Origin of the sequence: Limnohabitans sp. Rim28 (genome assembly GCF_000293865.2) — a bacterium.
GTDB lineage: Bacteria > Pseudomonadota > Gammaproteobacteria > Burkholderiales > Burkholderiaceae_C > Limnohabitans_A.
In genome coordinates this window covers 103,279-128,420 of sequence record NZ_ALKN02000005.1, presented here as the reverse complement: position 1 = coordinate 128,420, position 25,142 = coordinate 103,279, and the positions used below count along the sequence as shown (strand labels likewise).

General features: G+C 53.1%; 27 protein-coding genes and 1 other RNA gene. 13 read left to right on the top strand and 15 right to left on the bottom strand.

Annotated features, from left to right (window positions below):
• The first annotated feature begins 5 nt into the window (after positions 1–5).
• Positions 6–701 (top strand): RNA pseudouridine synthase, encoded by a 696-nt coding sequence (locus tag B472_RS07475; RefSeq protein ID WP_019426589.1) that lies wholly within the window; start codon positions 6–8, stop codon positions 699–701.
• Positions 702–881: 180 nt separating this feature from the next.
• Positions 882–1,403, top strand: coding sequence for an Rrf2 family transcriptional regulator (locus tag B472_RS07470; RefSeq protein ID WP_026039466.1), 522 nt, complete (start codon positions 882–884; stop codon positions 1,401–1,403).
• Between the two features lie 104 nt (positions 1,404–1,507).
• On the opposite strand, the gene rnpB is transcribed toward B472_RS07470, so the two are convergent.
• Positions 1,508–1,860: RNase P RNA component class A (rnpB, locus tag B472_RS07465), an RNA gene on the bottom strand.
• 145 nt (positions 1,861–2,005) lie between these two features.
• On the opposite strand from rnpB, the gene cysK reads away from it, so the two are divergent.
• Together cysK and B472_RS07455 are read left to right on the top strand one after the other, a co-directional pair.
• On the top strand, positions 2,006–2,926 hold the full coding sequence (gene cysK / locus B472_RS07460; protein WP_019426587.1) for a cysteine synthase A: 921 nt from the start codon (positions 2,006–2,008) through the stop codon (positions 2,924–2,926).
• 42 nt (positions 2,927–2,968) lie between these two features.
• On the top strand, positions 2,969–4,786 hold the full coding sequence (locus B472_RS07455) for an NAD(P)/FAD-dependent oxidoreductase (RefSeq protein ID WP_019426586.1): 1,818 nt from the start codon (positions 2,969–2,971) through the stop codon (positions 4,784–4,786).
• Positions 4,787–4,803: 17 nt separating this feature from the next.
• Here the strand turns inward: B472_RS07455 and B472_RS07450 are convergent, their stop codons facing one another.
• Entirely contained in the window at positions 4,804–5,448 is a 645-nt protein-coding gene (locus B472_RS07450) for a hypothetical protein (RefSeq protein WP_157951965.1), read from the bottom strand.
• 235 nt (positions 5,449–5,683) lie between these two features.
• Here B472_RS07450 and B472_RS07445 point away from each other — a divergent pair, with 235 nt between their 5' ends.
• A complete protein-coding gene (locus B472_RS07445; protein WP_157951964.1) occupies positions 5,684–6,334 on the top strand; it encodes a Crp/Fnr family transcriptional regulator in 651 nt (216 codons plus the stop codon).
• Positions 6,335–6,460: 126 nt separating this feature from the next.
• A complete protein-coding gene (locus B472_RS07440; RefSeq protein ID WP_157951963.1) occupies positions 6,461–7,252 on the top strand; it encodes a Crp/Fnr family transcriptional regulator in 792 nt (263 codons plus the stop codon).
• On the opposite strand, the gene B472_RS07435 is transcribed toward B472_RS07440, so the two are convergent.
• From B472_RS07435 to B472_RS07420, 4 genes are all read right to left on the bottom strand, one after another.
• Positions 7,176–7,820: a response regulator transcription factor gene (locus B472_RS07435; protein WP_019426582.1), complete on the bottom strand. Its 645-nt coding sequence runs from the start codon at positions 7,818–7,820 to the stop codon at positions 7,176–7,178. The genes B472_RS07440 and B472_RS07435 overlap by 77 nt on opposite strands.
• A 146-nt stretch (positions 7,821–7,966) precedes the next feature.
• Complete coding sequence (locus B472_RS07430; protein ID WP_019426581.1) at positions 7,967–8,260, bottom strand: hypothetical protein; 294 nt, start codon at positions 8,258–8,260, stop codon at positions 7,967–7,969.
• Between the two features lie 39 nt (positions 8,261–8,299).
• Complete coding sequence (locus B472_RS07425) at positions 8,300–8,935, bottom strand: response regulator transcription factor (RefSeq protein ID WP_116798627.1); 636 nt, start codon at positions 8,933–8,935, stop codon at positions 8,300–8,302.
• 161 nt (positions 8,936–9,096) lie between these two features.
• Positions 9,097–11,475 carry an ATP-binding protein gene (locus tag B472_RS07420; RefSeq protein ID WP_238147404.1) on the bottom strand — a complete coding sequence of 793 codons (2,379 nt, stop codon included), beginning with the start codon at positions 11,473–11,475 and terminating at the stop codon, positions 9,097–9,099.
• Positions 11,476–11,637: 162 nt separating this feature from the next.
• Between B472_RS07420 and B472_RS07415 the strand changes: the two genes are divergently transcribed.
• Positions 11,638–11,946: a VF530 family DNA-binding protein gene (locus B472_RS07415; protein WP_019426578.1), complete on the top strand. Its 309-nt coding sequence runs from the start codon at positions 11,638–11,640 to the stop codon at positions 11,944–11,946.
• A gap of 31 nt (positions 11,947–11,977) precedes the next feature.
• Here the strand turns inward: B472_RS07415 and B472_RS07410 are convergent, their stop codons facing one another.
• From B472_RS07410 to B472_RS07395, 4 genes are all read right to left on the bottom strand, one after another.
• Positions 11,978–12,433 (bottom strand): SET domain-containing protein, encoded by a 456-nt coding sequence (locus B472_RS07410; RefSeq protein WP_019426577.1) that lies wholly within the window; start codon positions 12,431–12,433, stop codon positions 11,978–11,980.
• A 13-nt stretch (positions 12,434–12,446) separates the two neighbouring features.
• Entirely contained in the window at positions 12,447–14,132 is a 1,686-nt protein-coding gene (locus B472_RS07405) for an AMP-binding protein (protein ID WP_019426576.1), read from the bottom strand.
• A gap of 170 nt (positions 14,133–14,302) precedes the next feature.
• Positions 14,303–15,970: a recombinase family protein gene (locus B472_RS07400; protein ID WP_192877859.1), complete on the bottom strand. Its 1,668-nt coding sequence runs from the start codon at positions 15,968–15,970 to the stop codon at positions 14,303–14,305.
• 123 nt (positions 15,971–16,093) lie between these two features.
• Positions 16,094–17,026, bottom strand: coding sequence for a hypothetical protein (locus tag B472_RS07395; protein ID WP_019426574.1), 933 nt, complete (start codon positions 17,024–17,026; stop codon positions 16,094–16,096).
• A 130-nt stretch (positions 17,027–17,156) separates the two neighbouring features.
• Here B472_RS07395 and B472_RS07390 point away from each other — a divergent pair, with 130 nt between their 5' ends.
• The 3 genes from B472_RS07390 to B472_RS07380 all read left to right on the top strand — a co-directional run bounded on the left by B472_RS07390 (position 17,157) and on the right by B472_RS07380 (position 19,250).
• Positions 17,157–17,948, top strand: a complete 792-nt coding sequence (locus B472_RS07390; protein ID WP_133176079.1) for a hypothetical protein — start codon at positions 17,157–17,159, stop codon at positions 17,946–17,948.
• Between the two features lie 72 nt (positions 17,949–18,020).
• A complete protein-coding gene (locus B472_RS07385; protein ID WP_019426572.1) occupies positions 18,021–18,731 on the top strand; it encodes an AAA family ATPase in 711 nt (236 codons plus the stop codon).
• 54 nt (positions 18,732–18,785) lie between these two features.
• On the top strand, positions 18,786–19,250 hold the full coding sequence (locus B472_RS07380) for a hypothetical protein (RefSeq protein WP_019426571.1): 465 nt from the start codon (positions 18,786–18,788) through the stop codon (positions 19,248–19,250).
• A 49-nt stretch (positions 19,251–19,299) separates the two neighbouring features.
• Here the strand turns inward: B472_RS07380 and B472_RS07375 are convergent, their stop codons facing one another.
• The gene (locus B472_RS07375) at positions 19,300–19,902 is read right to left on the bottom strand and encodes a site-specific integrase (RefSeq protein WP_019426570.1); all 603 of its coding nucleotides are present in this window, start codon (positions 19,900–19,902) and stop codon (positions 19,300–19,302) included.
• 1,135 nt (positions 19,903–21,037) lie between these two features.
• Between B472_RS07375 and B472_RS07370 the strand changes: the two genes are divergently transcribed.
• Entirely contained in the window at positions 21,038–21,484 is a 447-nt protein-coding gene (locus tag B472_RS07370; protein ID WP_019426569.1) for a DUF6641 family protein, read from the top strand.
• Between the two features lie 41 nt (positions 21,485–21,525).
• Here B472_RS07370 and B472_RS07365 read toward each other — a convergent pair whose 3' ends face one another.
• Positions 21,526–21,978 carry a hypothetical protein gene (locus tag B472_RS07365; RefSeq protein ID WP_019426568.1) on the bottom strand — a complete coding sequence of 151 codons (453 nt, stop codon included), beginning with the start codon at positions 21,976–21,978 and terminating at the stop codon, positions 21,526–21,528.
• 23 nt (positions 21,979–22,001) lie between these two features.
• Here B472_RS07365 and B472_RS07360 point away from each other — a divergent pair, with 23 nt between their 5' ends.
• Positions 22,002–22,364, top strand: a complete 363-nt coding sequence (locus tag B472_RS07360) for a hypothetical protein (RefSeq protein WP_019426567.1) — start codon at positions 22,002–22,004, stop codon at positions 22,362–22,364.
• Positions 22,365–22,489: 125 nt separating this feature from the next.
• Here the strand turns inward: B472_RS07360 and B472_RS16940 are convergent, their stop codons facing one another.
• Positions 22,490–23,215 (bottom strand): lysozyme inhibitor LprI family protein, encoded by a 726-nt coding sequence (locus B472_RS16940; RefSeq protein WP_133176078.1) that lies wholly within the window; start codon positions 23,213–23,215, stop codon positions 22,490–22,492.
• Between the two features lie 92 nt (positions 23,216–23,307).
• Here B472_RS16940 and B472_RS07355 point away from each other — a divergent pair, with 92 nt between their 5' ends.
• Positions 23,308–23,649 (top strand): hypothetical protein, encoded by a 342-nt coding sequence (locus B472_RS07355; RefSeq protein ID WP_019426566.1) that lies wholly within the window; start codon positions 23,308–23,310, stop codon positions 23,647–23,649.
• A 260-nt stretch (positions 23,650–23,909) separates the two neighbouring features.
• Here the strand turns inward: B472_RS07355 and B472_RS16935 are convergent, their stop codons facing one another.
• Positions 23,910–24,239 (bottom strand): hypothetical protein, encoded by a 330-nt coding sequence (locus B472_RS16935; RefSeq protein ID WP_133176077.1) that lies wholly within the window; start codon positions 24,237–24,239, stop codon positions 23,910–23,912.
• A 607-nt stretch (positions 24,240–24,846) separates the two neighbouring features.
• The gene (locus B472_RS07350; RefSeq protein ID WP_019426565.1) at positions 24,847–25,119 is read right to left on the bottom strand and encodes a hypothetical protein; all 273 of its coding nucleotides are present in this window, start codon (positions 25,117–25,119) and stop codon (positions 24,847–24,849) included.
• Positions 25,120–25,142: the final 23 nt, after the last annotated feature.

The following is a 25,142-nucleotide window of genomic DNA, read 5'->3' as shown; positions in this document are numbered from 1 at the left end:
CATGGATGATCTCCTCTGAAGAAGGCATACGCCTGGCCAAACGGGTGGCCGCTGAGCAAAACTGTTCACGCAGTGAAGCCGAGGCCCTGATCGTGGCCGGTGGTGTACAGGTGGCGGGCAAAGTGGTCACCGACCCGGCCCGGCGGGTGCGTGAAGAACAAGCCGTGCAGGTGAACCGCTTGGTCTCGATGGCCGCGCTCGCACCCATGACCCTGGTGCTGTTCAAGCCCGCGCACCGGGCGGCCAACTTGGCCTGGCTGCAAGACACCGTGGGCCTCAAAGCCCCCCAGCCTGGTATTTGGGGGCCTGAACGCCTGGCCAAAATGCAAATGCCGCTGCCATTGGCCAAGCCCGCCAGTGGTTTGTGCATCTTCACAGACGACTTGAGCGTGCTGCGCCACCTGGAAGACCGCCGCAGCCCGATGGAGCAAGAATGGATGGCCACTTTGGGCGGCGAAGTGCCCGGGGACCTGGTCAAGGCCCTGAACGGCCCGGGCATCCGCGCCAGCATCAACCGCCAGACCGACCAACTCACGGTGCTCCGGATCGCAGGAAAAGACATCGACGGGCTGGATTTGGGCCGCTGGCTGGACGAACAATGTCCCCTGCAAGACCTGCGTCGCCAAAGGGTGGGACGGCTGAGTTTGGCGCCTCTGGAGCCCGGTCAATGGCGGCAACTGGAAGGCTATGAAAGGTTTTAATCTTCTGTTAATCCCCTACACACCCCAAATGCGCCTTTTAGCCTTGAATAATCGCGATACACCCTCAGCTGAATGACAGTTTGAGAAACGACCGATCAGTCACAAACGTACACGATATGTTTTGACACCCCAGGTTGGGTCTGCATCTACAGCCCACCACAACGCTAAAAGGAGCCCACCATGCGTTTGAGCACCAAAAGCCGATTTGCAGTCACTGCCATGATCGATGTCGCTTTGCGAGAAGACCGCGGACCTGTATCTTTGGCCGCCATCAGCACACGCCATCAAATTTCTCTGTCCTACTTGGAACAGCTTTTTAGCAAACTGCGTCAGCATGGCTTGGTCGAAAGCACACGCGGCCCAGGTGGCGGTTACTCGCTGTCCCGCAATGCCGAAAAAATCACCATGGCCGACATCGTGGGCGCGGTGGATGCTCCCTCTGACGAAGAAGCCTCCGCAGAAGGGGGTTGGATGAACAGCGAACTGTGGGCCAGCTTGAATGAAAAAATGCTGACCCATTTGCAGTCCATCAGCCTGCGCCAACTGGTGGCCGAACAGCGCACCAAAGGCGTGACCGTAGAGCCTGCGCCGCAGCCTGCCGTCAAGCGCGGCGTGTTTGCCAAGCCCAAAAGTGCGCTGAAAATCACCGCACCCAATTCGGTGTTCGCCTTGGGTGGCAGCCTGATGCCCTCACGCAGCTGAGCCTCTCGGTCGCCCAAGCCAAAACCCGCCTCGGCGGGTTTTTTGTTGCCCTGGGTTCTGGAATTCAGCGTCGCGCCATGCCTGCGGCGGGGTGCTGGGGAAAAGTGTGAAGCTCGCCGATAAGCCGGATTCTGTGCGCAGCGGTTGCCCGCTGCGTGACCGCCATTACTCTGGGCCGGGGGTCGCCCACCCGGCTCGGTGCTACCTACCCGCCAACTCACCCCGCGGAACCACAGGGAGAGGGCATGCGGCGAACCGCACACCCTCAGGAAGGCCTACTTGGTATTGCTGCGCGTAGAGATTGCCCGTTTCACCCGAACTCAATCGGCTCGTCTCTGTTGCTCTGATCCTCACCTCACGGTGGAGAGGCGTTGCCTCCTACGCTGTCCTGTGCAGTCCGGACGTTCCTCCAGTGCTTCCTTTCGGAAATTGCACCAGCGACGGTCTGGCGAGCTTCACGCCGTGATTATCACCTGAGCGCATCCCCAGGCACTGCGTCTCACAGTGTCAGGGGCCCAGCTCTGTTGGTGCTGTGCAAGACATCGGCCTGCGCCCCCCCCGCGCACAATGGCTCAGAACTGCATCAACCCTTAGGAGCCGCCATGAAAGCCCACAGCATCCTTGACACCATCGGCCACACGCCCCATGTGCGCATCCAACGCCTGTTTGGGGCAAACGCCCATGTCTGGATCAAGTCCGAGCGCAGCAACCCAGGCGGCTCGATCAAGGACCGCATCGCGCTGGCCATGGTTGAAGATGCTGAAAAATCGGGCGCCTTAAAACCCGGCGGCACCATCGTCGAACCCACCTCGGGCAACACCGGCATCGGGCTGGCCATGGTGGCTGCCGTCAAGGGCTACAAGCTGGTGCTGGTCATGCCCGACAGCATGAGCATCGAGCGTCGCCGCCTGATGCTGGCCTATGGCGCCAGCTTCGACCTCACGCCCCGCGCCGATGGCATGAAAGGGGCCATTGCCCGGGCCCAGGCCTTGGTGGCCAGCACACCCGGCGCGTGGATGCCCCAGCAGTTTGAAAACCCTGCCAACATCGACGTGCATGTGCGCACCACCGCGCAGGAAATTTTGGCCGATTTTCCGGAGGGCATTGACGCCCTGATCACCGGCGTGGGCACGGGAGGGCACCTGACAGGCGTGGCCCGGGTGCTCAAGGCCAAATTCCCCAAACTCCAAGTCTTTGCGGTCGAGCCTGCGGCCTCGCCAGTCATCTCTGGTGGCACACCTGCGCCTCACCCCATCCAGGGCATTGGGGCCGGATTCATTCCCAAAAACCTCGACACCAGCCTGCTCGATGGCGTGATCCCCATCGATGCGGAAGAGGCACGCGAGTTCGCCCGCAGATCGGCCCGCGAAGAAGGCATGCTGGTGGGCTTGTCGTCGGGGGCCACGCTGGCGGCCATTGCACAAAAACTGCCAAACTTGCCCTCCGGTGCCACCGTTTTGGGTTTTAACTACGACACGGGCGAGCGTTATTTGTCGGTCGATGGTTTCTTGCCTCAAGGATAATCAACGCTTCTTGCTTGATAACCACAAGCCACAGAGGTTGCCATGATCCGGATTTCAGAACTCAAACTCCCCTTGTCGGCCTTGCCGGTCGACGTGCGCCGCGCCGCCGATGCGCCCTCCGAAACCGACGAAGACCGGCTGCCCACGCCGCACCCGATCGATGCGCTGCGCCAACTCGCAGCCCAAGCACTGGGCATCAGCGCCGCCGACATCGCCTCTTTGCACGTCTTCAAACGCAGCTTTGACGCCCGCAAGGCCGATTTGCTGGCGGTGTACATCGTGGATGTGTCGCTGGCCGATGCCCAGACCGAAGCCGCCTTGCTGCACAAGTTCGAACAAAACCCGCACATCCAAACCACGCCCGACATGGCTTGGCACCCGCCCTGCCAAGCCCCTGCCGGTTTTGGCTCTGAGGCCAGCGAACGCCCGGTGGTGGTGGGTTTTGGGCCATGCGGCATGTTCGCCGCCCTGGCGCTGGCGCAAATGGGTTTCAAGCCCATCGTGCTGGAGCGGGGCAAACCGGTGCGCGAGCGTACCAAAGACACTTGGGGCCTATGGCGCAAAAAGGTCCTCAACCCCGAGAGCAATGTGCAGTTTGGCGAAGGGGGTGCAGGCACCTTTTCTGACGGCAAGCTCTACAGCCAAATCAAAGACCCGCGCCACCTGGGCCGCAAGGTGATGGACGAGTTCGTCAAGGCAGGGGCCCCCGCCGACATCCTGTACGCCGCGCACCCGCACATCGGCACCTTCAAGCTCGTCAAGGTGGTCGAGCACATTCGCGAGCAGATCATCGCGCTGGGCGGCGATATCCGATTTGAGCAACGCGTGAGCGATGTGCTGCTCTCGTCCGCCGCAGACGGCCAGCAACTCACGGGGCTGCACGTACAAGACCTGCGCACCGGAGAACACCACACCCTGCACACCCGCCACGCCGTCATGGCCCTGGGCCACAGCTCGCGCGACACTTTTGTCATGCTGCACCGCCGTGGTGTGGCCATGCAGGCCAAAGCGTTTTCCATTGGCGTGCGCATTGAGCACCCGCAAAGCGTGATCGACCAAGCCCGTTGGGGCCGCCATGCAGGTCACCCGCTGCTGGGTGCGGCCGACTACAAACTGGTGCACCACGCACAAAACGGCCGGGCTGTTTACAGCTTTTGCATGTGCCCTGGCGGCACCGTGGTGGCCGCCACCAGCGAGCCGGGCCGCGTGGTCACCAACGGCATGAGCCAGTACTCGCGCAACGAACGCAATGCCAACGCGGGCATGGTGGTGGCCATCGACCCGCCCGACTACCCGCTGGACACCGCCGCCTGGCAAGCCGCCTTTGGTGCGCAAGACGGCGCGCAGCTGGCGCAAGAAGCCCATGCCTTGGCCGCGCAACAACCGCCTTCACCGCATCCTCTGGCGGGCATCGTGCTGCAGCGCCAACTCGAAACGCGGGCCTTTGAAGTGGGCGGCAGCAACTACGAAGCCCCAGGCCAACTGGTCGGCGACTTTTTGGCACAACGCCCCTCCACCACTTGGGGCAGCGTGCAACCGTCGTACAAACCCGGCGTGAAGCTGGTCGATCTGGCCGATGTGTTGCCCGACTACGCGGTAGCGGCCATGCGCGAAGCGCTGCCGGTGTTTGGCCGCAAGATCAAGGGCTATGACATGGCCGATGCGGTGATGACCGGGGTGGAAACACGCACATCCTCACCCCTGCGCATTCCGCGCGGCGAGGACCACCAAAGCACCAATACCCACGGCTTGTACCCGGCTGGCGAAGGCGCCAGTTACGCGGGCGGCATTTTGTCGGCAGGGGTGGACGGCATCAAGGTGGCCGAGTCTTTGGGGCGGTCCCTGGTGGCCTGTTCTTGAACCCTAAACGGCCCGCCTCAATTCACCTGGATTTTGTGATGACAGCTACAGGCCAAACCCGACAAAGGTGGGAGTAAGCGGGATTGAATCTCGGCCAAAGCGCCTTGACCTGTCAAAGTTACCGCACCTAGGCCATGCAGTTTTTGCCAAGCTTGCTGCCATGTCTCGGGCGCCAAACCGAAACCGGCTTGCAGCGATGCCACAGGCACCTGCAGCCGGTGTCCAGGGCTGTGATGCCAAGCCATTAACAACCAACTGGCCAAACTTTGCTCAACCGTGTGATGACGGACACAAAAAGACATCTGGGCCATTTGAGACAGCAACTTCTGCGAACTGGCCGCCATTTGCAAGGCCCAAGACGACAAACGCCTGTCTGCCGCAAGCAACGCCCCCTCAGGCACCCGAAAAGCCCAACCGGCCACCATCACCTGAACTTGTAAACCGCTGGACAGCACTGGATTCGGCGACCAAACACCATGGCGACCCAACCAAGCACAAGGCGCAGCGTGCGTCACCCCAGACCTCTTGAGGTCTGAGGACACACCGAGCAAGGCGTCTTCAGGAAAGTACAAAAAGTTGCCGCCATCACCGGACTGTTCGGTCCAAGGCCCCATGTCCAGGTGCACCCGCTCCAAAACCGACAGGCGTTCCGGTGCGGACAACAGCAAACTTTGAATGAGCGAGTTAGGGGATAAAGGGTGGGTCAATGGAGGTCACCCTGGAGGATGTTGGGTTTCGTTCATTCTATGTTCTCCACCGAACATAAAAACAGACTCAAAAACGGGTTTACTCAGGTTTTACCGAACCTATACTCAGAATGATTTGCTCATGATCCCCAAACCGTCCAAAACCCGTGAAAACCCCCTTGCAAGCCTTGCAACTGATCAGGTGTTTCTTGTGAACCTGTCAGACAACGGTCTCCTGGCTGACCTGCCCAAACTGGAGCGTTCACTGCTCATGAAGACCTGTGAGCCGATCGAATTGAAAGCGGGCCAAGTGTTGGGGGCCAAAGACGTCACGCCCATGGTGTACTTTTTGACGGGTGCCACTGTGGCTCTTTTGGTCATGGATGAACACCGCGCCAGCTTGGCGGTCGGCCTGCTCGGCTCTGCACATGCGGTGGGCCTTGAGCAGGTGCTGGGTTGCCACAACCCCACACTCGAGCACCGCGTGCAAACCGCAGGGGCAGCATGGTGTATTCCAGCCCCGTTGCTCCAAGCCCTGGCACTGGACCATGCGGCCATCCTGAACGCGATTTCCCGCCAACTTTGGTTGTTGGTGTCCCATGTGGCCTCGTTTGCCGCCAGCATCCAAACCCTGGACATCCAAGCCAGGTTGGCGGCCTGGCTGGTGCTGTCCGCTGAAACTGCCCACAGCCAGCACCTGAGCCTCACCCATGAGCACCTGGCCCACATGCTGGGCGTTCGGCGCGTGAGCATCACGCTGGCGGCAGGCCAACTGCGCGAGCAGGGTCTTTTGAGCTATTCACGCGGCCAAGTGCATTTGCTGAACCTGCCCGGCTTGGCGCAAGCTGCCCTGCCCAACTGAAAGCCGCATCGCACAACACAGGTGAACTGCCGCCTGAAGACCCCGTATGTGCGTTGTCGAACACAACATCAGCACAGCCCCTGTTATGTTCATCGGATGATGAATTTAACCAGTCATTGCAAAAAAATGATCCCCATACAAGCATTGGGCAATTGCATTTTGACCCAATTACCGGCAGATGTTTGGGCCCATTGGGAGGTCCACTTTGAAGAGCTGGCGCTGCCAGAAGGTCGGATCCTTTGTGAACCCGGCCAAGCGCTGACGCACATTTACTTCCCAACCACGGCCATCGTGTCTTGGCAATATTTGCTGGCCTCTGGCGAATGCACCGAAATCGCGATGGTGGGCAAGGAGGGCTTGGTGGGCCTGGACTTGTTGATGGGGGCCATGCACAGCAACAACCAGGCCGTTGTTCAGACTGCAGGCCACTGCATTCGCATCAAACTGGATGTGGTCCTGCAAAGTTTTCAACAAAATCAGATCGCGCAAAGCTTGATCATGTTGTACGCGGGGGCACTGATTGCACAAATGTCGCATGGCAATGTGTGCCGTCAACACCACACGGTTGAGCAACAACTGAGCCGCATGATCTTGATGGTTTTGGACCGACAAAAAGAGCTGCACATGCACAAGACGCATGAAGGCATGGCGCAGGCATTGGGTGTGCGCCGAGAGTCCGTCAGTTTGGCCGCTGCCAAACTCATGAAACAAGGCTTTATCAGCTATTCAAGAGGGCATCTTGAGGTCTTGGACCGAGCGGGCTTGGTGCAACGCAGCTGTGAATGCTACAAACTGCTGCAACAGCTCAGGTGTCAAGAGTTTTGTGTCAAAGGGGCGGTGGTCAAACCGAAACCATCTGATTGCGGATGGCATAGCGGGTCAAGTCTGCCACCTTATGCAGGCCTACTTTGCGCATGATGTTGCGCCGATGCACCTCGACTGTACTGGGGGCGATTTGCAGATTTCGCGCAATTTCCTTGGAGGAGAAACCATCGGCAATCAAGCGTAAGACCTGTTCTTCGCGGTTGCCCAAATGGTTTTTCCCAGTGCCATGACCTGAACGGAAGTTGCGCACAGACGCCATCATTTCCGAGGCCGCGGTTTGGCACAAATAAACCCGCCCTGATGCCACCGATCGAATGGCCGACATCAACTCGTCAATGCTGCTGGTGGTCGACACATAGCCCTTGGCACCAGCATCCAGAATTTCGATGATGGCGTGCCGATCGGTGTCCCCCGAAAAAGCCACCATGTGGGGGCTGGTGGGGTCTTGGGCAATTTTTTGCATCAAGGACAAATCCTGCTGCCCATGGGCATGCATACCGATCAACAGGACATCGGGTTCCGACGCCGCACACAGTGCTTGTGTGGTGGCGTCGGTGTCGGCCATTCCGACCAGATGGATGTCAGGGTGCGTTCGCAAGACAGCCGCAATGCCCTCTGACACCACTTTGTGCTTGGACGACAACAAAACACGGATGGACATGGAAACGCTCCTTAATTGATCTTGTGCTGCAACCAACAGCCGCTCATCAAGACGAGGCCGCCAATGCAAGTACTGGATTCAGTGTAAGAAGCGTCCCGGTTTTTGACTGTTCGCGACAGCACACACCGCGCGAAAGACTCAGCGAATCAGTGAACGCCCGAACCGGACGGCGGGCGCACCACCAGACTTGGCCATGGCTGGGCTGCATCCAGTTTCTCAGCGATGCCGAGCGCATCGGTCAAGTGCGCATGCGCGTTGAAGCTGTGGTGCTTGGACAACTTGGCGTGGTGCAATGCCGCCTTGAAAGCACCTGCATCGTGATGGCGTGCCGCCTCCTTATTGCGCTGGTAAGCGTGAAGCAACTCCTCCGAAGCCTGCTTGTAATGGTGACTCATGTTTTCCAAGTTTTCGATTTCAGGGGTTTTCTGATCGTTGGCCATCGTGTCTTCTCCTGTGGGTTGAATTGAAATAGACAAGCTTCACATCAAGCCGTTGTCTTGCATGTAGCGCTGCAAAGACATGCGCCCAGGACATTGCAATTTTTGGTAAATGTGGTGCAGGTGCAGCTTGGCGGTGCCCTCACTGATGAACAACTGGCTGGCAATTTTTTTGTTCGGCAAACCCTCCGTGACCATGCGGGCCACGGTCAACTCTCGGGGGGTCAATGGCGTGACAAGCGCCGGCTTTTTCTTTTGCTGCGCCATCAGCACAGACATGGTCTTGAGGGTCAGGTCCCGGTCCAACCACTTATGACCTGCATGGACCGCCTGAATGCAACGGGCCAACTCTTGGCGGGACTTGTCTTTGCCCACCAGACCCGGCACCCCCGAATCAATGACACGCATGACATCGTCAATCGGCGCATCGGTGAACACCACAGGTCGAGTTCGCGCGTGGTGCTGCTTCATGTCTTCCAAGACCGACCAGCCGCTTCGGTTCGCCAAGGACACATCCATCACAAGGATGTCCGGTTCGTGTTTTTTCACCGCTGCCAGGGCATCGTCTCCCGTACTGGCACAGGCTTTGACCACAAACTCAGGGCATGCTTGAAAAACTTGCGACAAACCCTCGAGCAGCACCGGATGGGGATCTGCCAAAACCAGTTCAATGCTCATGGATTGCTCTTTCTGAAACATGGCACATGCTGCCCTACACCCGCTGGGCTAAGGCCTGATGACCACGATAGCCAAGCCAAGGACAAATGGAAATCCTTAAAAATATCAAAATCATTACTTTCAAACCAGTAGTGCGCTGACGGCCTGGTCAGCGAAATCCATCACCGAACCGCGCGCCATCGGCGTTTGGACCGGTGCGAAGCCAAGAGCTCGCAGGCATGGCGGAAACGCTGTAACGTGGTTTGAACACGGGCCAGCACCGAACCCACCGCATACCCACCAGGACCCCAGAGGCCATAAGGAACCCCTGTCAGCAAGCTCATGCCCTCCCCCACTTGGTCGGCCACATGGATGTGAAACTGCCCCCGTGCCACGGCTTGCACCACTTGGGGTGCCAGCATCAGGTGCCGCCGATTGCGCGCCGGCATCAAGACCCCTTGTTGGCCATCCAGTCCCAACAACTCGCAGCTGCGGAAGTAGCCCTCGATCTTTTCGTTGATGCTGCCGACGGGCAGCAAGTCACCTTGCTGGTTGACAGCACCTGTGACAGCAATGCCCTGGCGCAAAGGCAAACCAGACAGACTGGACAACAAGGCATACAACTCGGCACATGACGCCGAATCACCCTCCACACCGCCATACTCCTGCTCAAACACCACCGCCGCATTCATCGACAAAGGGGCGATGTGGGCAAACAAGCCCGACAAATAACTGTGCAAGATCAGCACCCCTTTGTCATGGATGGGGCCAGACATGTCGACTTCGCGTTCAATGTTGAGCAAGCCCTCGTCGCCAGCGAACGCGCGGGCGGTGACCCGGACAGGCACCCCAAAACTGTGGTCGCCCAAGTCCATGACGGTCAGGCCATTGACCTGCGCCACCCGTTCGCCACTGACCACCAACAAGCGTTCACCACTGGCAATGCTGTCTTGAACCCGCGCTTCAAGGCCATCACGCCGCGCTCTTTGGTGCTGTCTTGCAAGCAACACGTCCTGCGCCTCCACCCGTTGCGCCCCACGCATTTGTGCCAAGGCATGGCTCTCCACCACCAAGGCTCGCAACAAGCCGGTGCGGGCGCTCTGGCGCGTTTGGTCGCCCGCTGCACGGTGGCTGTCCTCCATGACCCGCGCAACGGCTGCGGCCGTGCAATGCAACAAACCCAAGCGTTGGCAAATGTGTGCCACCTCCACGGCCATGGCCTGTGCATTTTGAGGTGTCGCCTTGAAGCTTTCGGCCAATTCCACCTTGCAAGCAAAATGGCAAGCCCAATCGGGGACGATCTCTTGCACCGCATCGAAGGCCCGGTCCGAAGCGATCAGCACGAGCTTGATGTCCACATCCATCGCGTCGGACCACGCGTGCGGTTGGACGCCGGCGTTGGATGAAAAACCCGGCTGTTCCAGCTGCAATCGGCCACTGCGCAAGAGCCGCCGCAGCCTTTCCCAGACAGGCGCATCGGCCAAAAGATCTTGCAGGTGCAACATCAAAAACCCACCGTTAGCCCGCAGCAAACTGCCTGCACGCAGGTTGAGGAAATCGATCTCCTGCCCCCCACCGTCGGCCGCGAGGGCGATGCTGCCAAACAGGTTGTTAAAAACCGGGTTGTCTTCCACCACAACGGGTGCGCCTTTTGTGGCGTGGTGGTCCACCACCACGTTCACCTTGAGCCACGACAGCAACAGGGCCAACTCGGCCCGTCGCGTCGCTTCTTCGTCACCGGGCATCAGCAGGCGGTGCTTTTCAAGCACGCACTGCAAAGCCAGCGCCATGTAGGCCGCCAACCGGGCATCGGTGTCAGGCGACAAATTCAGTGCTTGGCGCAACTGGGCCAAACCATGCGCCAAGACTGGACGCAAAAAACGCTGGCGCAAAGCAGCCAGCGCTTGCGCCATGGCACGCTCCGTCGAACGGGCGCATTCAAGGTACTGGTCCATTTCTCCCCGCAGCGCCTCTTCGGCCGCGTTCAACGCTGTGCGTTCAGCTGCGCTGAGCAACAAGGCTTTGCTTGCCGTCACAGGTTCACCGTGGGCGTCTTTCAGGGTGAACACCATGTGACCCTGGTCGCGTACCACCGCGAAATGGTGAGCCTGGGCATAAGCGGTCAACGCGGCATAAGCCACCTCTGTTTGGGCTTTGAACGCCTGCTCAAGCTCTTTTCGTGCCACCAAAAAATCGGCCTCCAAAAAGCGTTGCGGCACGTCCTCCTGAATGGCTTGCACCCAAGCGGCCATGCCTTGGTGCAACTGCCTGCCCAGACCGGCGGGCACCCGAAGCGCCAGGGCTTGGCCAGTTTGCTCAAAGTTGTTCAAAAAGCACAGGTCTGGGGGCACAGGCCGCAAGGCAGCCTGCTCCAGCATGAGACGGGTCAGCATGCCGGTGGTGTCCGTGTCCACAGCACCCAAAACCAACAGGTTGTAGCCCGGCTGACGGATCTGTAGCCCAAAACGGGCCTCTGTTTCGGCACGCTCTTGCCCGAACCAAGGCAAGGGCAGACCCAGCAACTCGGACGTGTCCTCAAAGCCCAGCTGGGCAGGACTCACGGAGAGACACAAATCAGATGGGCTCAATTCAGCAACAGTCATCGGGCATCACCGTCTTGGCAAAGCCTGAGCGTATGGCCCACCCCGCTCGCAGACTGTGCGGCAAGCCACGGTCACGCCCTGTTTGTGACGGACGAGACTTTTTGCGTTGACAATCGCTCTATGCAAGCTGACGAACCCACCGCCACACCCCACACATTGCTCGCCATGCCGGATTCAAGCGCCCCAGCACAACGGCCACAACAAGCACGCAACCCGCTGCATGGCCTGACCTTAGAAGCCATCGTGACCCAATTGGCCGACTTTTATGGATGGGACGATCTGGGCCAACGTATCCCTGTGCGCTGTTTCACCCACGAGCCCAGCGTCGGCTCCAGCCTGAAGTTTTTGCGCAAAACACCTTGGGCACGCGAGAAGGTGGAAAGCCTTTACCTGTTCATGTTGCGCGACCAAAAACGCCAGGACTTTTGATCGGCGCGGGCAGCCAGCAGCGCCCGGCTGCTCAGTCCGACAGCATCGTGCCTCTGCACTTGGTGGCGCCGCAGCGGCAGGCATACCGGGCTTTCAGCGCATCGGTCATCGGCTCGTCGCTGAACAGGCCGTAGTCAAAGGTCAGCTCCTCCCCTTTGAAGACAGGCCTGCGCGTCAACATGTAAATCCGACCTTTGACTTCGTCGGGCACACAATTAGGACGGCAGGAATGGTTGATCCACTTCGAGTCATTGCCACCGTACAGCGCATCAATGACCTGACCATCGTCCAGGTGAAAATAAAAGGTGTGGTCAGGCTGGTCCGCATCGTGCGGGTGGCGGCGAATGGCTTCGGCCATGCTGATGCGCTCACCCGCGTACTCGATGACCCGTTCCCCTGCGGCCATGTGGCGTGTGGCAAACACGCCTTTGCCATGCACGGCCGAAGACAGGACCTCAATGGGACTGGGCGGTGCTGAGGGCTTCACGAAGGCCTCGCGTTCAGGCCGAAGCCGGGCGGCTCAGACCCAATTCGGCCACCATGGCCTCGCGCATCAAAAATTTTTGCGGCTTGCCCGTCACCGTGACCGGGAGCTCTTCGACCATGCGGATGTAACGGGGCACTTTGAAGTGCGCGATGTTTTGCTCGCAAAAGACCCGAAGCTCTTGTTCGGTGCATTCGGCCCCCGGGCGCTGAACCACCCAAGCACACAGCTGCTCGCCATACCGCTCATCCGGCACACCGAACACCTGCACCGCGGCAATTTTGGGATGGCGAAATAAAAATTCCTCGATTTCGCGCGGATAGATGTTCTCGCCGCCACGAATCACCATGTCCTTGAGTCGCCCCACGATGTTGCAATAGCCCTCAGCATCCATGGTGGCCAAATCGCCCGTGTGCATCCAGCCGTCTTGGATGGTGTCGGCCGTGCGTTCGGGCTCGTCCCAGTAACCCTGCATGACCGAATAACCCCGGGTGCACAGCTCACCCGTTTCACCAATCGGCACGGTTTGGCCCTGGGCATCGACGATGCGCACTTCGAGGTGCGGCAAGACGCGGCCCACCGTGGTGACCCGCTTGTCGAGTGGGTCGTCGGTCGCGCTTTGAAAGCTCACCGGGCTGGTCTCCGTCATGCCATAAGCAATGGTCACCTCGCGCATGTGCATGAGCGACTGAACCCGCCGCATCACCTCGATGGGGCAAGGTGCACCCGCCATGATGCCGGTGCGCAAGGTGTGCAAATCAAACTTGGAAAACTCAGGATGGTCGAGCTCGGCAATGAACATGGTCGGTACGCCATGCAAAGCGGTGCAGCGCTCAGACTGAACGGCTGCGAGGGTGTCCACCGGGTCAAAACCCTCACCCGGAAAAACCATGGCAGCACCGACCGAGGTGCAAGCCAAGACCGACAACACCATGCCAAAGCAGTGGTAAAGCGGAACCGGAATGCACAGCCGGTCTTGCGCCGACAGCCGCATGCAGGCGGCCACCGCGATGGCGTTGTTCACGATGTTGTGGTGCGTGAGGGTGGCCCCTTTGGGCGCGCCCGTGGTGCCGCTGGTGAACTGGATGTTGATGGGCTGGTGCGCATGCAGGCTTTGTGCATCGGGCAGGCTGGTGTGGCCTTGTGCCATCAAGGTCGCCCAATCGAGCATGTCGGCGTTGCCCCCTTCACCCAGTCGAATCACACGCCGCAAAGCGGGCAGCTGGGTGTCAGCAGCACCGAAGCCCAGCTGAACCAGCATGCCCAAGTAATCGCTGGTTTTGAAACGGCTGGCACTGACCAAAACCGATACGCTGGCTTTGTTCAGCGCATAAGCCAACTCGGCCACCCGATAGGCGGGGTTGATGTTGACCAAAATCGCCCCCAAGCGGGCAGTGGCAAATTGCGTGACCAACCACTCGGATCGGTTGGGCGACCAGATGCCCACCCTGTCGCCACACCGCACACCCAGCGCATGCAAGGCGGCTGCGGCGGCATTCACCTGGCTCTGAAATTGCGCCCAACTCCAGCGGATGCCTTCGGCACAAAAAATGGCGGCGTCGCGCTCAGGCCAGCGCTGCACAGCTTGGGCCAGCAACTCGTGCAAACAAGCCTTGCTCAGGGGCTGATCGTCAACACCTCGAACATGGGACAGACCCGAAGACGGGGTGCGCGGCTGGGACAAGGCGGAGTGAATTGTCATGGATCGGTGCGGGTTAAGTGCGCATGCGGCGCGAAGCTGCAGAAATTATCACCAACCCGAGCCAGACCGCGAATTAACCGTGTGGGGTTCAAGGCGATGGGCGCTTCAAACTTTTACTCCACCGTGACAGACTGGTTCAGGTAGTGAGTAATTTTTGTGTTCATAAATATCTATCCTCGACCGTCTTTTTTTTTGGAGACTAGAGCGACTTTGTCTGTTCCTGGAATGACTTCGTATTCCCGTCCCTGTCGCCCAGATCGCAATTTCTTGATACCGTCATCGACGATGGGCAGACTCATGGTCAACGTTAAGTGGTGTTCACGATTTTTAGAGTCGTAGCGCACATCAATCCGCTTTACCAAGCCACCGATGTATTCCTTCTTTTGTTCATCAGTCAGTGCGTCCAGCTTCTCTACTTCGTCGCCAAACGCTTTCAACCAGTTCACCCACTTCCGAGATTCCGCAGTACCAGCCAGTTCTAGCCGTGCGCTGGCAAGCTCCGTTTCAATGTTGCCGAGTTCATCCCGAATTCTCTGAACTGTGGTGTCGTAACTCACATCATTGATCTTGCCGATCAACTTATTCGCTTCAAGATTGCCAAGCGTTTCGCTCATGGAGCCATAGCTCTTCTGGAGCCTGCGAATCTTTGCCTGTAATGCTCTGATCTCAGCATCGGTGCGAATCTTGATGCCGCTTTCTTTGAGCAACCGATTCTTAACCTCTTCTTTCAATGTGCTGGACTTCGCATGAAGTGATGTGACAAGTTCCCACACCAATTTGTCAGTCTGTGGAATGTTCATGGCACGAGCGAAGCCACAACCCGTGCCCCTTTTCCATGGCGTGTCTGATCCACCCTTTTCAACCCAGTCACGCTCTTTATTGGGACAGTAATAAGAAGACTCTGTACGAGCCTTGATGATTCGTCCACTGATCGGACGACCGCAATGAGCGCAGTACATAAAATCACGCAAAAGATAGAAGTTCTTAACAGTAGCGTTCTTCTGTGAATTTCTGAGCACCTCGCTGGAACGCTTGTGCTGAGCCGCATTCCAAGTGGTCTGGTCAATGATGCTGGGACATTGAACTTCAATCGTCTGACCTGACTTGCTGTCGGTGTAGATGTAGTGCCCTGAATAGTGCGTATTCTTCAGTAGCGCATTGATTGATCCAATCGTCCACAAGCCTTTCTTTCTTCTTGGACTCACACCATTTGAATCTAAGACTTGCTTGATATGCGTTGCCGCGCCACCTTTCACGACCTCTTGAAAGATGCGCCTGACCCATTTCGCTTCTTCTTCAACAACGACGAGTTTTCTGTCGTCTAGCTTGTAGCCGTATGGTGGAGGTCCACCGTGCCAGCTGCCCGAACGAACACGATTGAGCTTTCCAAGTCTTGTTCGCTCTGCCCGTGTGACGTTATCAAACTCGGCAACAGCGTCCAACAACTGTTTCAGAAACTTGTCTTGTGGTGATGACAGATCAAACTGACCGTCTTTTGTGTAGAGCGTGACACCCTGCTTGTTGCACTCATACCGAAAGACAGAAGCGACTTGGTCGTTCCGCGAAAGTCTGGACTGGTCATAAACCCAAAGATGCTTTACTTGTCCTGCCTTCATCGCAACATACAGAGCATTCAGTTCTGGGCGATCAGCGATGTTTTCATGGTGGGAACTGCGTCCACCTTCATTCCATACCTTGAAGTCAAACCCAAGCTCTTTAGCCTTCTTGACCCCTAGGTCATGCTGTGACTCAAGTGATGTGCCCTGCTCTGCCTGTGCGACCGTAGACACACGGGTGTAAATGTGAAGCGTCTTATCGGCTGAAGTGGCACCAGTCACTGAATTGCTCTCAAAAATCAATTTTTCGCCTAAAAACTAAGCATATTCCCTTTGGGCATCATTTCCTAGCCAGATAGCTCTAATGTGCCCATTTTGGTTCACAAGCGTCCCGTTACGGGACGGTCATTTTTCCTTTTTATGAGTTTCTACCCATTTCAATTTCTGACTCTTCACCCACTTTGAGTGCTTCAACAACCTTTGAGCAATCTCGGGATAGTTAAAGACTGACATATCCACCGGGTCAGCGCATGGGAATCGTCCACGTGCGGCGTTTTCAGCAATGTGTTCGAAGCGATGAACAGCACGGAATGTGATCTTGCTCATGGTGATGCGATCATCCATTTCAATCGGATCTTTCGGCTTGCGTGGTGCGGCAGGGTCAAGCACTTTTGAGTAGCTGTCACTCAATTGAGCTTTCGCACCTAATCGCCACAACTCCCAATTAGGTTTAGCCGCTCTAAACCAAAGCAGTCGCAAACCCTTGAACATCGGATTGGCGTGAAATCGCTTTCCCATCAATTTGATCTTCGGTGGTGACGGTGCACCCACATCCCTGTCCTTATAAGCATTCAGCAACTTCCGAACTTTTCGCAGTATTTCGGTTGTCTTCAAATCAAGTGGCAATGAAATCAGCAACGAAGCTGTCAATCCTTCATCTCGTCTTTTATCTGAGAAGTCTGTTTGAAGCGAATTCAAAACTTTCTTGTTGTCCATGTCGCTTCCTGCGGGTATGACAGAAATTTCATGGACATCGGGCTTGCTGTAAGGATTACCGAACACCTTCAAGCCGCGCTTTAACCACCACGACCGAAACAACACACAGTTCACGTCGCCGATCAAGTCATATGTCTTGAGGACTTTCTCAAAGTCATCAGGCAGAGCTGTCTTTTCCTCTTGGCTCAATCCAGTAGTACGTTCTTTTCTAGCAAGTTCATAACTTGGACTAACTCGCAAAAACTCGAACATCAATTGATAGGCAGCAGTTGGCTGCGAATGCCAGCCTGGCTTTGAAAAGTCACCGCCTCTAAGTACCCACGGAAGAAGATTGATAGCCATATGTCAACAAATAATTTGACTAATTATATGAATATAAAATTACTTGATGAAGTAGGTATATTCCTTATATCGACTCAACGAAAGCGCAGTGCCTAGTTGGATGTTGATAGCTCAACTAAAGGAGAAACCTATGAGCAAGCAAACTAAAACCTTCACCCCATCCGCCTTAAACACCGCATTTGCGACAAGCATCGTCCAGTCACTGGACGCTCTGTCTATTGCTCGTGATAACTGGGAACAAACAGCATTCAAGAAAGCGAACGAAGGTCTCTACGATTTACTGGCGCAATGTCTGGATGTGTTCAATAGCAACTTCATTGAGGCTAAGAAAGACGATCAACGCACACTTCGCAGTGAGCTGATTTCTCGACTTGCAGAGTTGAAGGTCAAGACTCAAAAGAACAGTCCGACGCTCAATCTGTTCGTGCGCTTCGTATTCAACAGTGATCGCAAGCGTGCCCACGGCTACAGCTATGTGCTCAACGCCGCGATTTCGCACAACGTCACAGCTGCTCAACTGCCGCAGTGGATCGTCAGCGAAGGTGGCATTGAAGAGATCAAGCGCAAGATGGTTCAGAGTGCTGAAGCGAAAGATCGTCTAGAAAAGCGCAAGCAGGCGAAAGAGACTGCTGAGCAATTGATTACTGAAGCACAAGTGAATCCGCTTGCTACTGTAAGCGTGGATGGCTTTAGCCCTGCAAAGCTCAACATCATGCTGGCAGTCGGCGATGTTAGTGGCAACTTCAATGTGACCTATGTGCTCACTGAAGTTTCTGACGGTCTTTACAACGCCTTGCTCAAGCAAGCTGCGAAGCAAATCGTCGCAAAGCAAGACGAAGACGATGCCGTGACCGCCGAAGCTGCAAAGCTGAAGCCTCAACAGCATGCCTCCAACGATCAGCAGATGAAAAAAGCTGCTTGATGACTATATGCGCGGGCACGAGCTTGGCTCGTGTCCCCATTTATTACCTTATTGAAAATACGGAGCTTAAATATGACTACCTGCGAAGTTAAATACGCACCCACGCACATCAACGATGTGGTCTTGAACAACGCCTTCAACGAGCAGCAGCTAAAGCTGATTTTTCAGGGCTTCAGAACGCGCCACCTTTTCCTCAGTGGCACGAATGGCAACGGCAAATCGACTCTGGCGAACTTGATCGCACATGAACTGACCAAGCACTGCCCTTACTTACTGTTGAATGACCCTATTGACACCGTCATGGCGCAGGCAGACCTGTACACATACTTTTCCATGGTCAAAAATACCGCTGGCATGTACGGTGCGTCTAGTAACGACCGAGTTGTGATCGTCTTCAATGAACTCGACAAGTACTCGGGTTCACTGAACAAATTATGGACCGCGATGGACCGCTTGAAAGATGACCTTCTGGTCATCATTACAACCAATAATCCGATGAATCTTGAAAATGCCATTCGTTCCCGTTGCGACAAATACAACTTCACGCGGATTACGCCTGATCAATTTCTAAACCGCGCTCAGTACATCTTGACGCAAGAGAATTTGATCTTGCCTGATGCCAGTGTTCTGCACTATCTGAACACAATGACCATCAAGACCAGCGACGTACGAGACTACATGTCAGTTCTTGACAAGCTGATTTTCATGAATTTGCGCAACATGCCACTGCCAGCTGTGCCAGCACCGCAGCTCATGCAACCTGTGCTGACCGTCATCAAGTGATATGACTGCATGAGCGTCCCGTGACTGGACGCTCATGCCATCTGAAAGACTCTTATGTTTCCCAAAGCCTATATCTTCTATACCGTCCCGAATGTGAAGTTGTATTTGCATATAAAGTCTGACAAGACCTCCAATGTCATACTGTCAGATTACAGCCCGTACTTAAAGCATCACCCAGATGTACATCAAATATGGGATGTTGCCAGATACCAGCATCCATTGGTGTTCTTCAAGAATGTTCTGGTGATTCCTGATGTTGATCCTGGAAATCTGACCTACGCCCATCTAATCAGAAATGACGAAGCGATTTACTGTGTTTCATCTGAATCCGACCTCAAGCAATTGGAGTCCATCGCCAGTGAAATAGATCGTTGCGGCACTGACTACTCGCGGATTCCACCGGATAGCAAGTACCTGCTATCACCGCTGACTTCATATGTGAATGAAAACCAAGAGGAACATGACTTTCTGCATGAAGCCATTCACCGCCGCTTCATTCAGTCTCAATTCCCTGCCTGAACTGTCCAGTCACGGGACGCTCAGCAAGCCAGCTACGTGCTGGCTTTTTTCATGCTAACAATTCGACCGCTGAGCGCATGAGCTTGGGATTGCTCTCGATGTATTTCTGTGTGACTGCAAGGCTGCGGTGACCTGCTAAATCCATCAACACTCGCACTGAAACGCCCATTTCGCTCAATTTCGTGATGAATGACCTGCGCGAACTGTGGGATGAAGCACCCATGATGCCCGAGCCCTTGTACATGTAATGGAAGTGCTGTGCGAGTGTGGACGAGGAAAAGCCACGGTTCGGGTTTTTCTGTGTCGTAAACAATGCCCGTGATGTGTCGGTCATGGTCACTGCCAACAAGTCTTTCAGCTTGAATCGAGTCATCAAGTAGTTCTTGATTTCCTCCTGCGCCTTCTGATTCAAAACCACAACACGTCCCCGTGATCCCTTTGTCTGATCTGCGGCAAGACGAATTTCCTCAACGATCTCACCAGTCGGTGTCAAAACATCACACAAGCGAAGTGCTGCCAACTCCCCAACACGCATTCCAGTTGCGTTGAGCAGTACGAACATTGCTCGGTTGCGTGATGCGTGTTTACGACTTGCAATGTAGATAAGGACTTTGCGGACTTCTTTTTCAGTGAGCACTTTTGCTTGGGACATTTCTGAGTTTCCTTACATATCAAATGATTGACGTGTATTTAGTCTCTTCCCTTTGATTAGGTAGGACAAGCCTTTTGGCGAAATATTGGAAACCCATATGAATCAACAACTTGCGCAGGAATCGAAGCTTCCTTCAATTAGTTTTGGTTTTCATGTGCGTTTCGAATCTGAGCGTTCGTCACGCCAACACATGCTTTGTGTTGTGGGACTGACGATGTGCGCTTGTGCGTGGATCTGATAGGTACTGACGTATGGGCTAAATGAATGCCGCGTGCCTCTGCGCTAGCTGCCCTGTTCATGTGTTTGTTGCTAGCGCAGCCCCGAGATCGATCTGAATCCGTATACCTGACGCAACACCCGTACCAGTCCATTCATCAATTCAGCATCTATGTTGTCTACGCTGATAGCGAACCTGCAGTTCGCTAAGTGCTTTCGCACTCATCTCGCTTCGCTCATTCGTTTGCTCAGCCCTTCAGTTCGGACTAACTTAATAAGAAATAACGATTGAAATTTATCGGTCTTCTGGACTTCTTTTCTGTCATCTGTACTTGAGCCGCACTCACCCTTAAGCAGGGGTGAGTGAGTACATCTCTGTACCTGTCCGTCGCCATTAGACTTTTTCTCAGTGGATCACGCACTACATGCCGTTTCCGACAATTGTCTCGGTCATGATCTATGTGACCATGCCTTTCGTTGCGCTCATTTTTTTTCTCTCAGCAATGACCTGCTCTCGGCTCTGTTCCGCACCGTTCCACAACTATTTTTAAGACTTCTTCTAAGGTGAATTTGAAGTCATGGCAGACCTGTTCTTGATTGCTGTTTTTGTCCTGAATATCAAGACACCCCATCCGATACAGACTCTTTTGCTATGTCAGGCATAGCGGGGTTACTCGTGGCATGAGTAGTTCTGTAAAGACTGTGCTGAACCTCACATCTACCGCCACTACACGAATGAGAACGGATTGTCGGCATGCTTTGAAGTGATGCTAACTTTTGATCCAGTGCTTGAACATGTATTTATGCCAATCCAACCATAACCAAATATTTCCATGAAAGAACCAAACACCAAGGACTAGGAATCAAATGGACACGGCAATAGGCTTAACAGCACTCATCAACAAACAAGGAGATTTTAATGAGTGCGATTCTTTCCAGTCTGAAATTAGTCAATGCAAAGCGCCAAAATTCAATCGATCCGGTTGTCTTTCGGCGCAACAAACTCAATGAGAAATTGAAGGTTCAGATCGCTATGGCACTGGCGATGAATAAGGGTGAAATATTCACGGTCAAGCGCATCAGAAAAGAGCGTGATGAGGTTTCTGGTTTGACTTCAATGATTGAGGTATCGAAGCGAGTCAAGACCTGGTGGTTCACGAACATTGATACAAAGCGTGTAGCTGTGCAGTTGTTCTATGGCAACAAGGTAATCGATCTGGCGAAGGGCAAGAACGCCGTGGAAGTTGCGAACGGCGATGAACTGATCGCTGTATTGTCGAAGTTGCAAGAGGCAGTTCTCGATGGATCGCTAGATGCTCAGATCGAACAGGCAGCGGATTCAGTCAAAGCTCGTTTTGCCAAATGACCTGATCTGGGATGAATGGTGAGCGTCCAGTTACGGGACACTCACTTGTCTTCTTTAAGCATATGCGGATGAATTTCTCCTTCGTAAACACAGTCCCGAAAGTGTTCGTCTTCTTTTCCGTCTTTGCCAATACAAACGGCATTTGCAATCAACTTCACTTCGTTTGGGTTGTTGAACTCCCAGATCATCAACATTTTGAAATCATCACCTTCCTCATATAGGTCTTCTCCACGAATGCAAAAGTAAACACCGCCATTTATAAGCAATCTCTCTTGTCGATCTAGGTGAATGCTTGACTTGTCGTATTCCATGCACTCTTGATCTTCATTGACTGTCAAAGTTGCAGGCTTGCTGAGCATGTCAACTTCAGTCAGCAGGCGTCTGCTTTCCTTGTCTTGGATTTCTACTACATATCCATGAATTCTCTGCACCATCAATTTGAGACCGGAGATTTCAGACAGTAGTTCTGCCAATATTTGTTTCTGTGTCTTCATGTTTTCTCCTGATAAATACAAACATGAAGATCAATGAATTCACATCAAAACTCAATACCTATATTGCGACAGTTCGTGTCGTCTTGCGTGATGGGAGCACGACAGCACGAACCATGATCGCAGCAGACACGCTACAGCAAGCACGTGCAATTTCAACACGCACGTATGGCGATGGCAATGTCTTGAACATCAATCAAGTGTTTGCTGAAGATGAAGAAATGACAGAGGCTACAAAGACCCTCAGTTCACAAGAACTCCAAGTTCAGTCACTCGCCAAAAAAGCAGAGGGCTACAAACAACAAGAAAAGGCATTGAAGGCTCGTCAGCAGATGGCGAAGGCTCAGCAGAACTTGATGAAAGCAAGTCGTGGCGTCAGCGCTAGCTGAACTTCGCAAGACAAAAGAGCTAATGCGCGACGGATCGATTGATGGTCAAATTGGTAGGGCTGCCGAAAGCGAGAGGGCGAGGTTAATTAAATTCGATTAAAAATTCTGATTATTTTTAATTAACACTATTTAGGAATACCCCATTTCATTTTATAATTTTCATCAAAAGAGTCATGGGTTAATTTCTGAACATCACTGCATGACCCATACATTTCACCTTTTTGCACCATAATTGCACTCCCTTGTTTCTGATATTTTTTCCACGAATAGCATTTGCCACTAGTGTCTACTGTTGTTACTTTGATTTCGTTTTCTCTAGTTACATCATAAGTAACTTTGACATCGAATTCATTTTTATATCTTAATTTTTCAGGCACACTGTTTGAGCTTCGAACGATGAATTTAATAGTATTTTCTTTGAAGATTTGATAGCTACCTGCTGTGCCATCCATCAATTCAATTGCTCTAATACTACATTCAGTTAATGAGGATCGATGGGGAATTTCGCAAATCCCTAATAAAAAATTTTTTACTTCATTCTTTGAGTATAAAGATATTCTTGAATCATACCAATTTCTTATGCACTCACGATCTTGACATTGGCTTTCTCTTTTTTTCCAAGCTTCAACGGCATCTCTTTCAAAATCCTTTATATTAGATGCTTGTATTCTCGCTTCTTTAAATAGACTATTTAATCTTCTATCCTTCTCAGCAAGCTCTTGATCACCACAAATTATTTTTTCAACAACTGATTTAGCTTTTGAGCAATTAAAACTTGGCTGCGTGTTTGCATATATATTATTGGTTAAAGCAAATGACAAAAGAAAGATGATTTTGATAAATTTTTTCATTGCGTGATTTTGATGATTGAACATGAAAATATTAATATTATTAGCTAATTAATTAATAATCATTTTAAAAATTAGATCGTATAAATAATTACATGAAGATCTACGAACTCACCAACATTCCTCAGTCCTACATTGCCACAGTCCGTGTCGTCATCAACGGTGCAGTTAGCATAGCAAAAACCACGATCACTGCCAACAACCAGCAACCAGCAACCAGCAACAAGCAACAAGCACGACAGATGCTGACTCGATTGTATGGGACAGGGAATGTTTTGTCGATCAATGAACTCGTCACTAAGTCCCCTAGGATCTGCGAGATCCAAGCTCAAGCGACTGCTCCAGATCGAAGAATACACAAACAGCGTCAAACCAGAAAAACTGGTAATGATGCTATTTCGTGCGTTTCAGAAGCTGGAGCTGACGCTCGGGTCTAGAGTCCCGCCGAGCTACAAGTGAAATCGCTTGCTGACCAAGCCACGAGACTCAATCAGCAAGCGAAATTGAAGAAGGCGCAAACCAATCTATTGAAAGCCCAAGTCAAATTGAGAACAGCTAGCGCAGCCCCGAAGTTGTTTTCTTAAAGGTCACACACCATGTGATCAAAGTAAATATTTCATGTTGAATTAAATATCAATAATTTTTTAGCGCAATTCACATCCCTCTTGCATTATCGCCTCCAACATAGAACCACTTTTTACGAACTCCAATTAAATTCTGTTTTATTTTTTATAAGATCTTTAGAGCAATCAATATGGTATCTATCTGGAAGCGCCAAATCCATACTACCACCTTTGCTTATTACCAATATCTCTCTAAATCCCCCTGGTGAAAACGTATAGTAACGTCCTTTGGACAGAGGCGCCAAGTAGTATTTATATTTGCTAACGCTTCCTATGTATTTCCATTCTGATTCTTGGGCTTGCGCCGATAACATAATAGTTGCCATAAGAGCAGGAATAAATAATAATTTTTTCATATTAAATTCTTCTTTTGTTTTTTGAGAATAAGTTGCAATTTTTGGCAATTAATCAATCTTTGCTTAGTTTCTTTGAAAAGTTGTGCGCAACTGCGTGCAATAGAATTGATTTATTTAAAAGAATTTTATTCTTGTAAATATTAATCGTCAATAAATATTACAAGCAAAAATTGCCAGCAATTTTGGTAGGAATTATTTTATGGGAATACACGCATCGCTGTCAACAGCAGCGAATGATCACAGCAGAAAGCCAACAAAAAGACATCTTTACCAAATGCTTTCAAAACATACGCAATTTGGAAGATCGTTTCCTGCCTCTCTGTCAAAGTCGTATTTCTCGATCTCTTTATCCTGATCGCACATAGCAATGTGACAGACAAGCCGCTAACACTCAAAGAGCGCTGTAATTCTCTCAAGTACAGTGAACGCGGCATCCGCTATGTCCTAGAGCAGCTAATTGACGGTGGCTGGTGTGAAATAGTAGGGCACAGCAAAGATAGGCGATTTCAACTCATTGTTGCCACGGACTTACTTCGCACCCGTCTCTGCAAATATGAGCAACTTGTTTTGAGTGTGTACGCAGCTAAGTTGCCAACCGTCCCGTAACAAGACGCTCATCATGTCCTTTCAACGGACATGACCTCGCCAATGAACATCATTCAAACCACAGGTCTGTCAACTCTGGTTCAACCTTCAATGTGAGTCGTTCTTGCCTGTGCTTGCCTTTCTTGTAGATGGAAAACACATGCTCAGCACCTAACAAGCAGCCATTGACAGAGCGTGTGCCTGACTTCGTCAACAGCTTGGCAATGGCTTCAAAAGTCAGTTGATCTCGTTCACGCAACAAGTAGACCCTGTCAAACAGCCGTTGCTGACTGCTTGAGTAGGGTCCAATAAAAAGCGCATTACTTTTCACTTTGACGACCATGACCAATCTCGTCAGATCGTAAA

Bases quoted from the DNA above. Each gene is read 5' to 3' on its own strand.
- B472_RS07435 (WP_019426582.1), bottom strand. From the start codon at position 7,820: ATGTCCATCCGTGTTTTGTTGTCGTCCAAGCACAAAGTGGTGTCAGAG.
- B472_RS07365 (WP_019426568.1), bottom strand. From the start codon at position 21,978: ATGAAGACACAGAAACAAATATTGGCAGAACTACTGTCTGAAATCTCC.
- B472_RS07440 (WP_157951963.1), top strand. From the start codon at position 6,461: ATGATCCCCATACAAGCATTGGGCAATTGCATTTTGACCCAATTACCG.
- B472_RS07390 (WP_133176079.1), top strand. From the start codon at position 17,157: ATGAGCAAGCAAACTAAAACCTTCACCCCATCCGCCTTAAACACCGCA.
- B472_RS07375 (WP_019426570.1), bottom strand. From the start codon at position 19,902: ATGTCCCAAGCAAAAGTGCTCACTGAAAAAGAAGTCCGCAAAGTCCTT.
- B472_RS07475 (WP_019426589.1), top strand. From the start codon at position 6: ATGATCTCCTCTGAAGAAGGCATACGCCTGGCCAAACGGGTGGCCGCT.
- B472_RS07455 (WP_019426586.1), top strand. From the start codon at position 2,969: ATGATCCGGATTTCAGAACTCAAACTCCCCTTGTCGGCCTTGCCGGTC.
- B472_RS07385 (WP_019426572.1), top strand. From the start codon at position 18,021: ATGACTACCTGCGAAGTTAAATACGCACCCACGCACATCAACGATGTG.
- B472_RS07425 (WP_116798627.1), bottom strand. From the start codon at position 8,935: ATGAGCATTGAACTGGTTTTGGCAGATCCCCATCCGGTGCTGCTCGAG.
- cysK (WP_019426587.1), top strand. From the start codon at position 2,006: ATGAAAGCCCACAGCATCCTTGACACCATCGGCCACACGCCCCATGTG.
- B472_RS07380 (WP_019426571.1), top strand. From the start codon at position 18,786: ATGTTTCCCAAAGCCTATATCTTCTATACCGTCCCGAATGTGAAGTTG.
- B472_RS07430 (WP_019426581.1), bottom strand. From the start codon at position 8,260: ATGGCCAACGATCAGAAAACCCCTGAAATCGAAAACTTGGAAAACATG.
- B472_RS07360 (WP_019426567.1), top strand. From the start codon at position 22,002: ATGAAGATCAATGAATTCACATCAAAACTCAATACCTATATTGCGACA.
- B472_RS07355 (WP_019426566.1), top strand. From the start codon at position 23,308: ATGAAGATCTACGAACTCACCAACATTCCTCAGTCCTACATTGCCACA.
- B472_RS07370 (WP_019426569.1), top strand. From the start codon at position 21,038: ATGAGTGCGATTCTTTCCAGTCTGAAATTAGTCAATGCAAAGCGCCAA.
- B472_RS07350 (WP_019426565.1), bottom strand. From the start codon at position 25,119: ATGGTCGTCAAAGTGAAAAGTAATGCGCTTTTTATTGGACCCTACTCA.
- B472_RS07395 (WP_019426574.1), bottom strand. From the start codon at position 17,026: ATGGCTATCAATCTTCTTCCGTGGGTACTTAGAGGCGGTGACTTTTCA.
- B472_RS07415 (WP_019426578.1), top strand. From the start codon at position 11,638: ATGCAAGCTGACGAACCCACCGCCACACCCCACACATTGCTCGCCATG.
- B472_RS07405 (WP_019426576.1), bottom strand. From the start codon at position 14,132: ATGACAATTCACTCCGCCTTGTCCCAGCCGCGCACCCCGTCTTCGGGT.
- B472_RS16940 (WP_133176078.1), bottom strand. From the start codon at position 23,215: ATGAAAAAATTTATCAAAATCATCTTTCTTTTGTCATTTGCTTTAACC.
- B472_RS07470 (WP_026039466.1), top strand. From the start codon at position 882: ATGCGTTTGAGCACCAAAAGCCGATTTGCAGTCACTGCCATGATCGAT.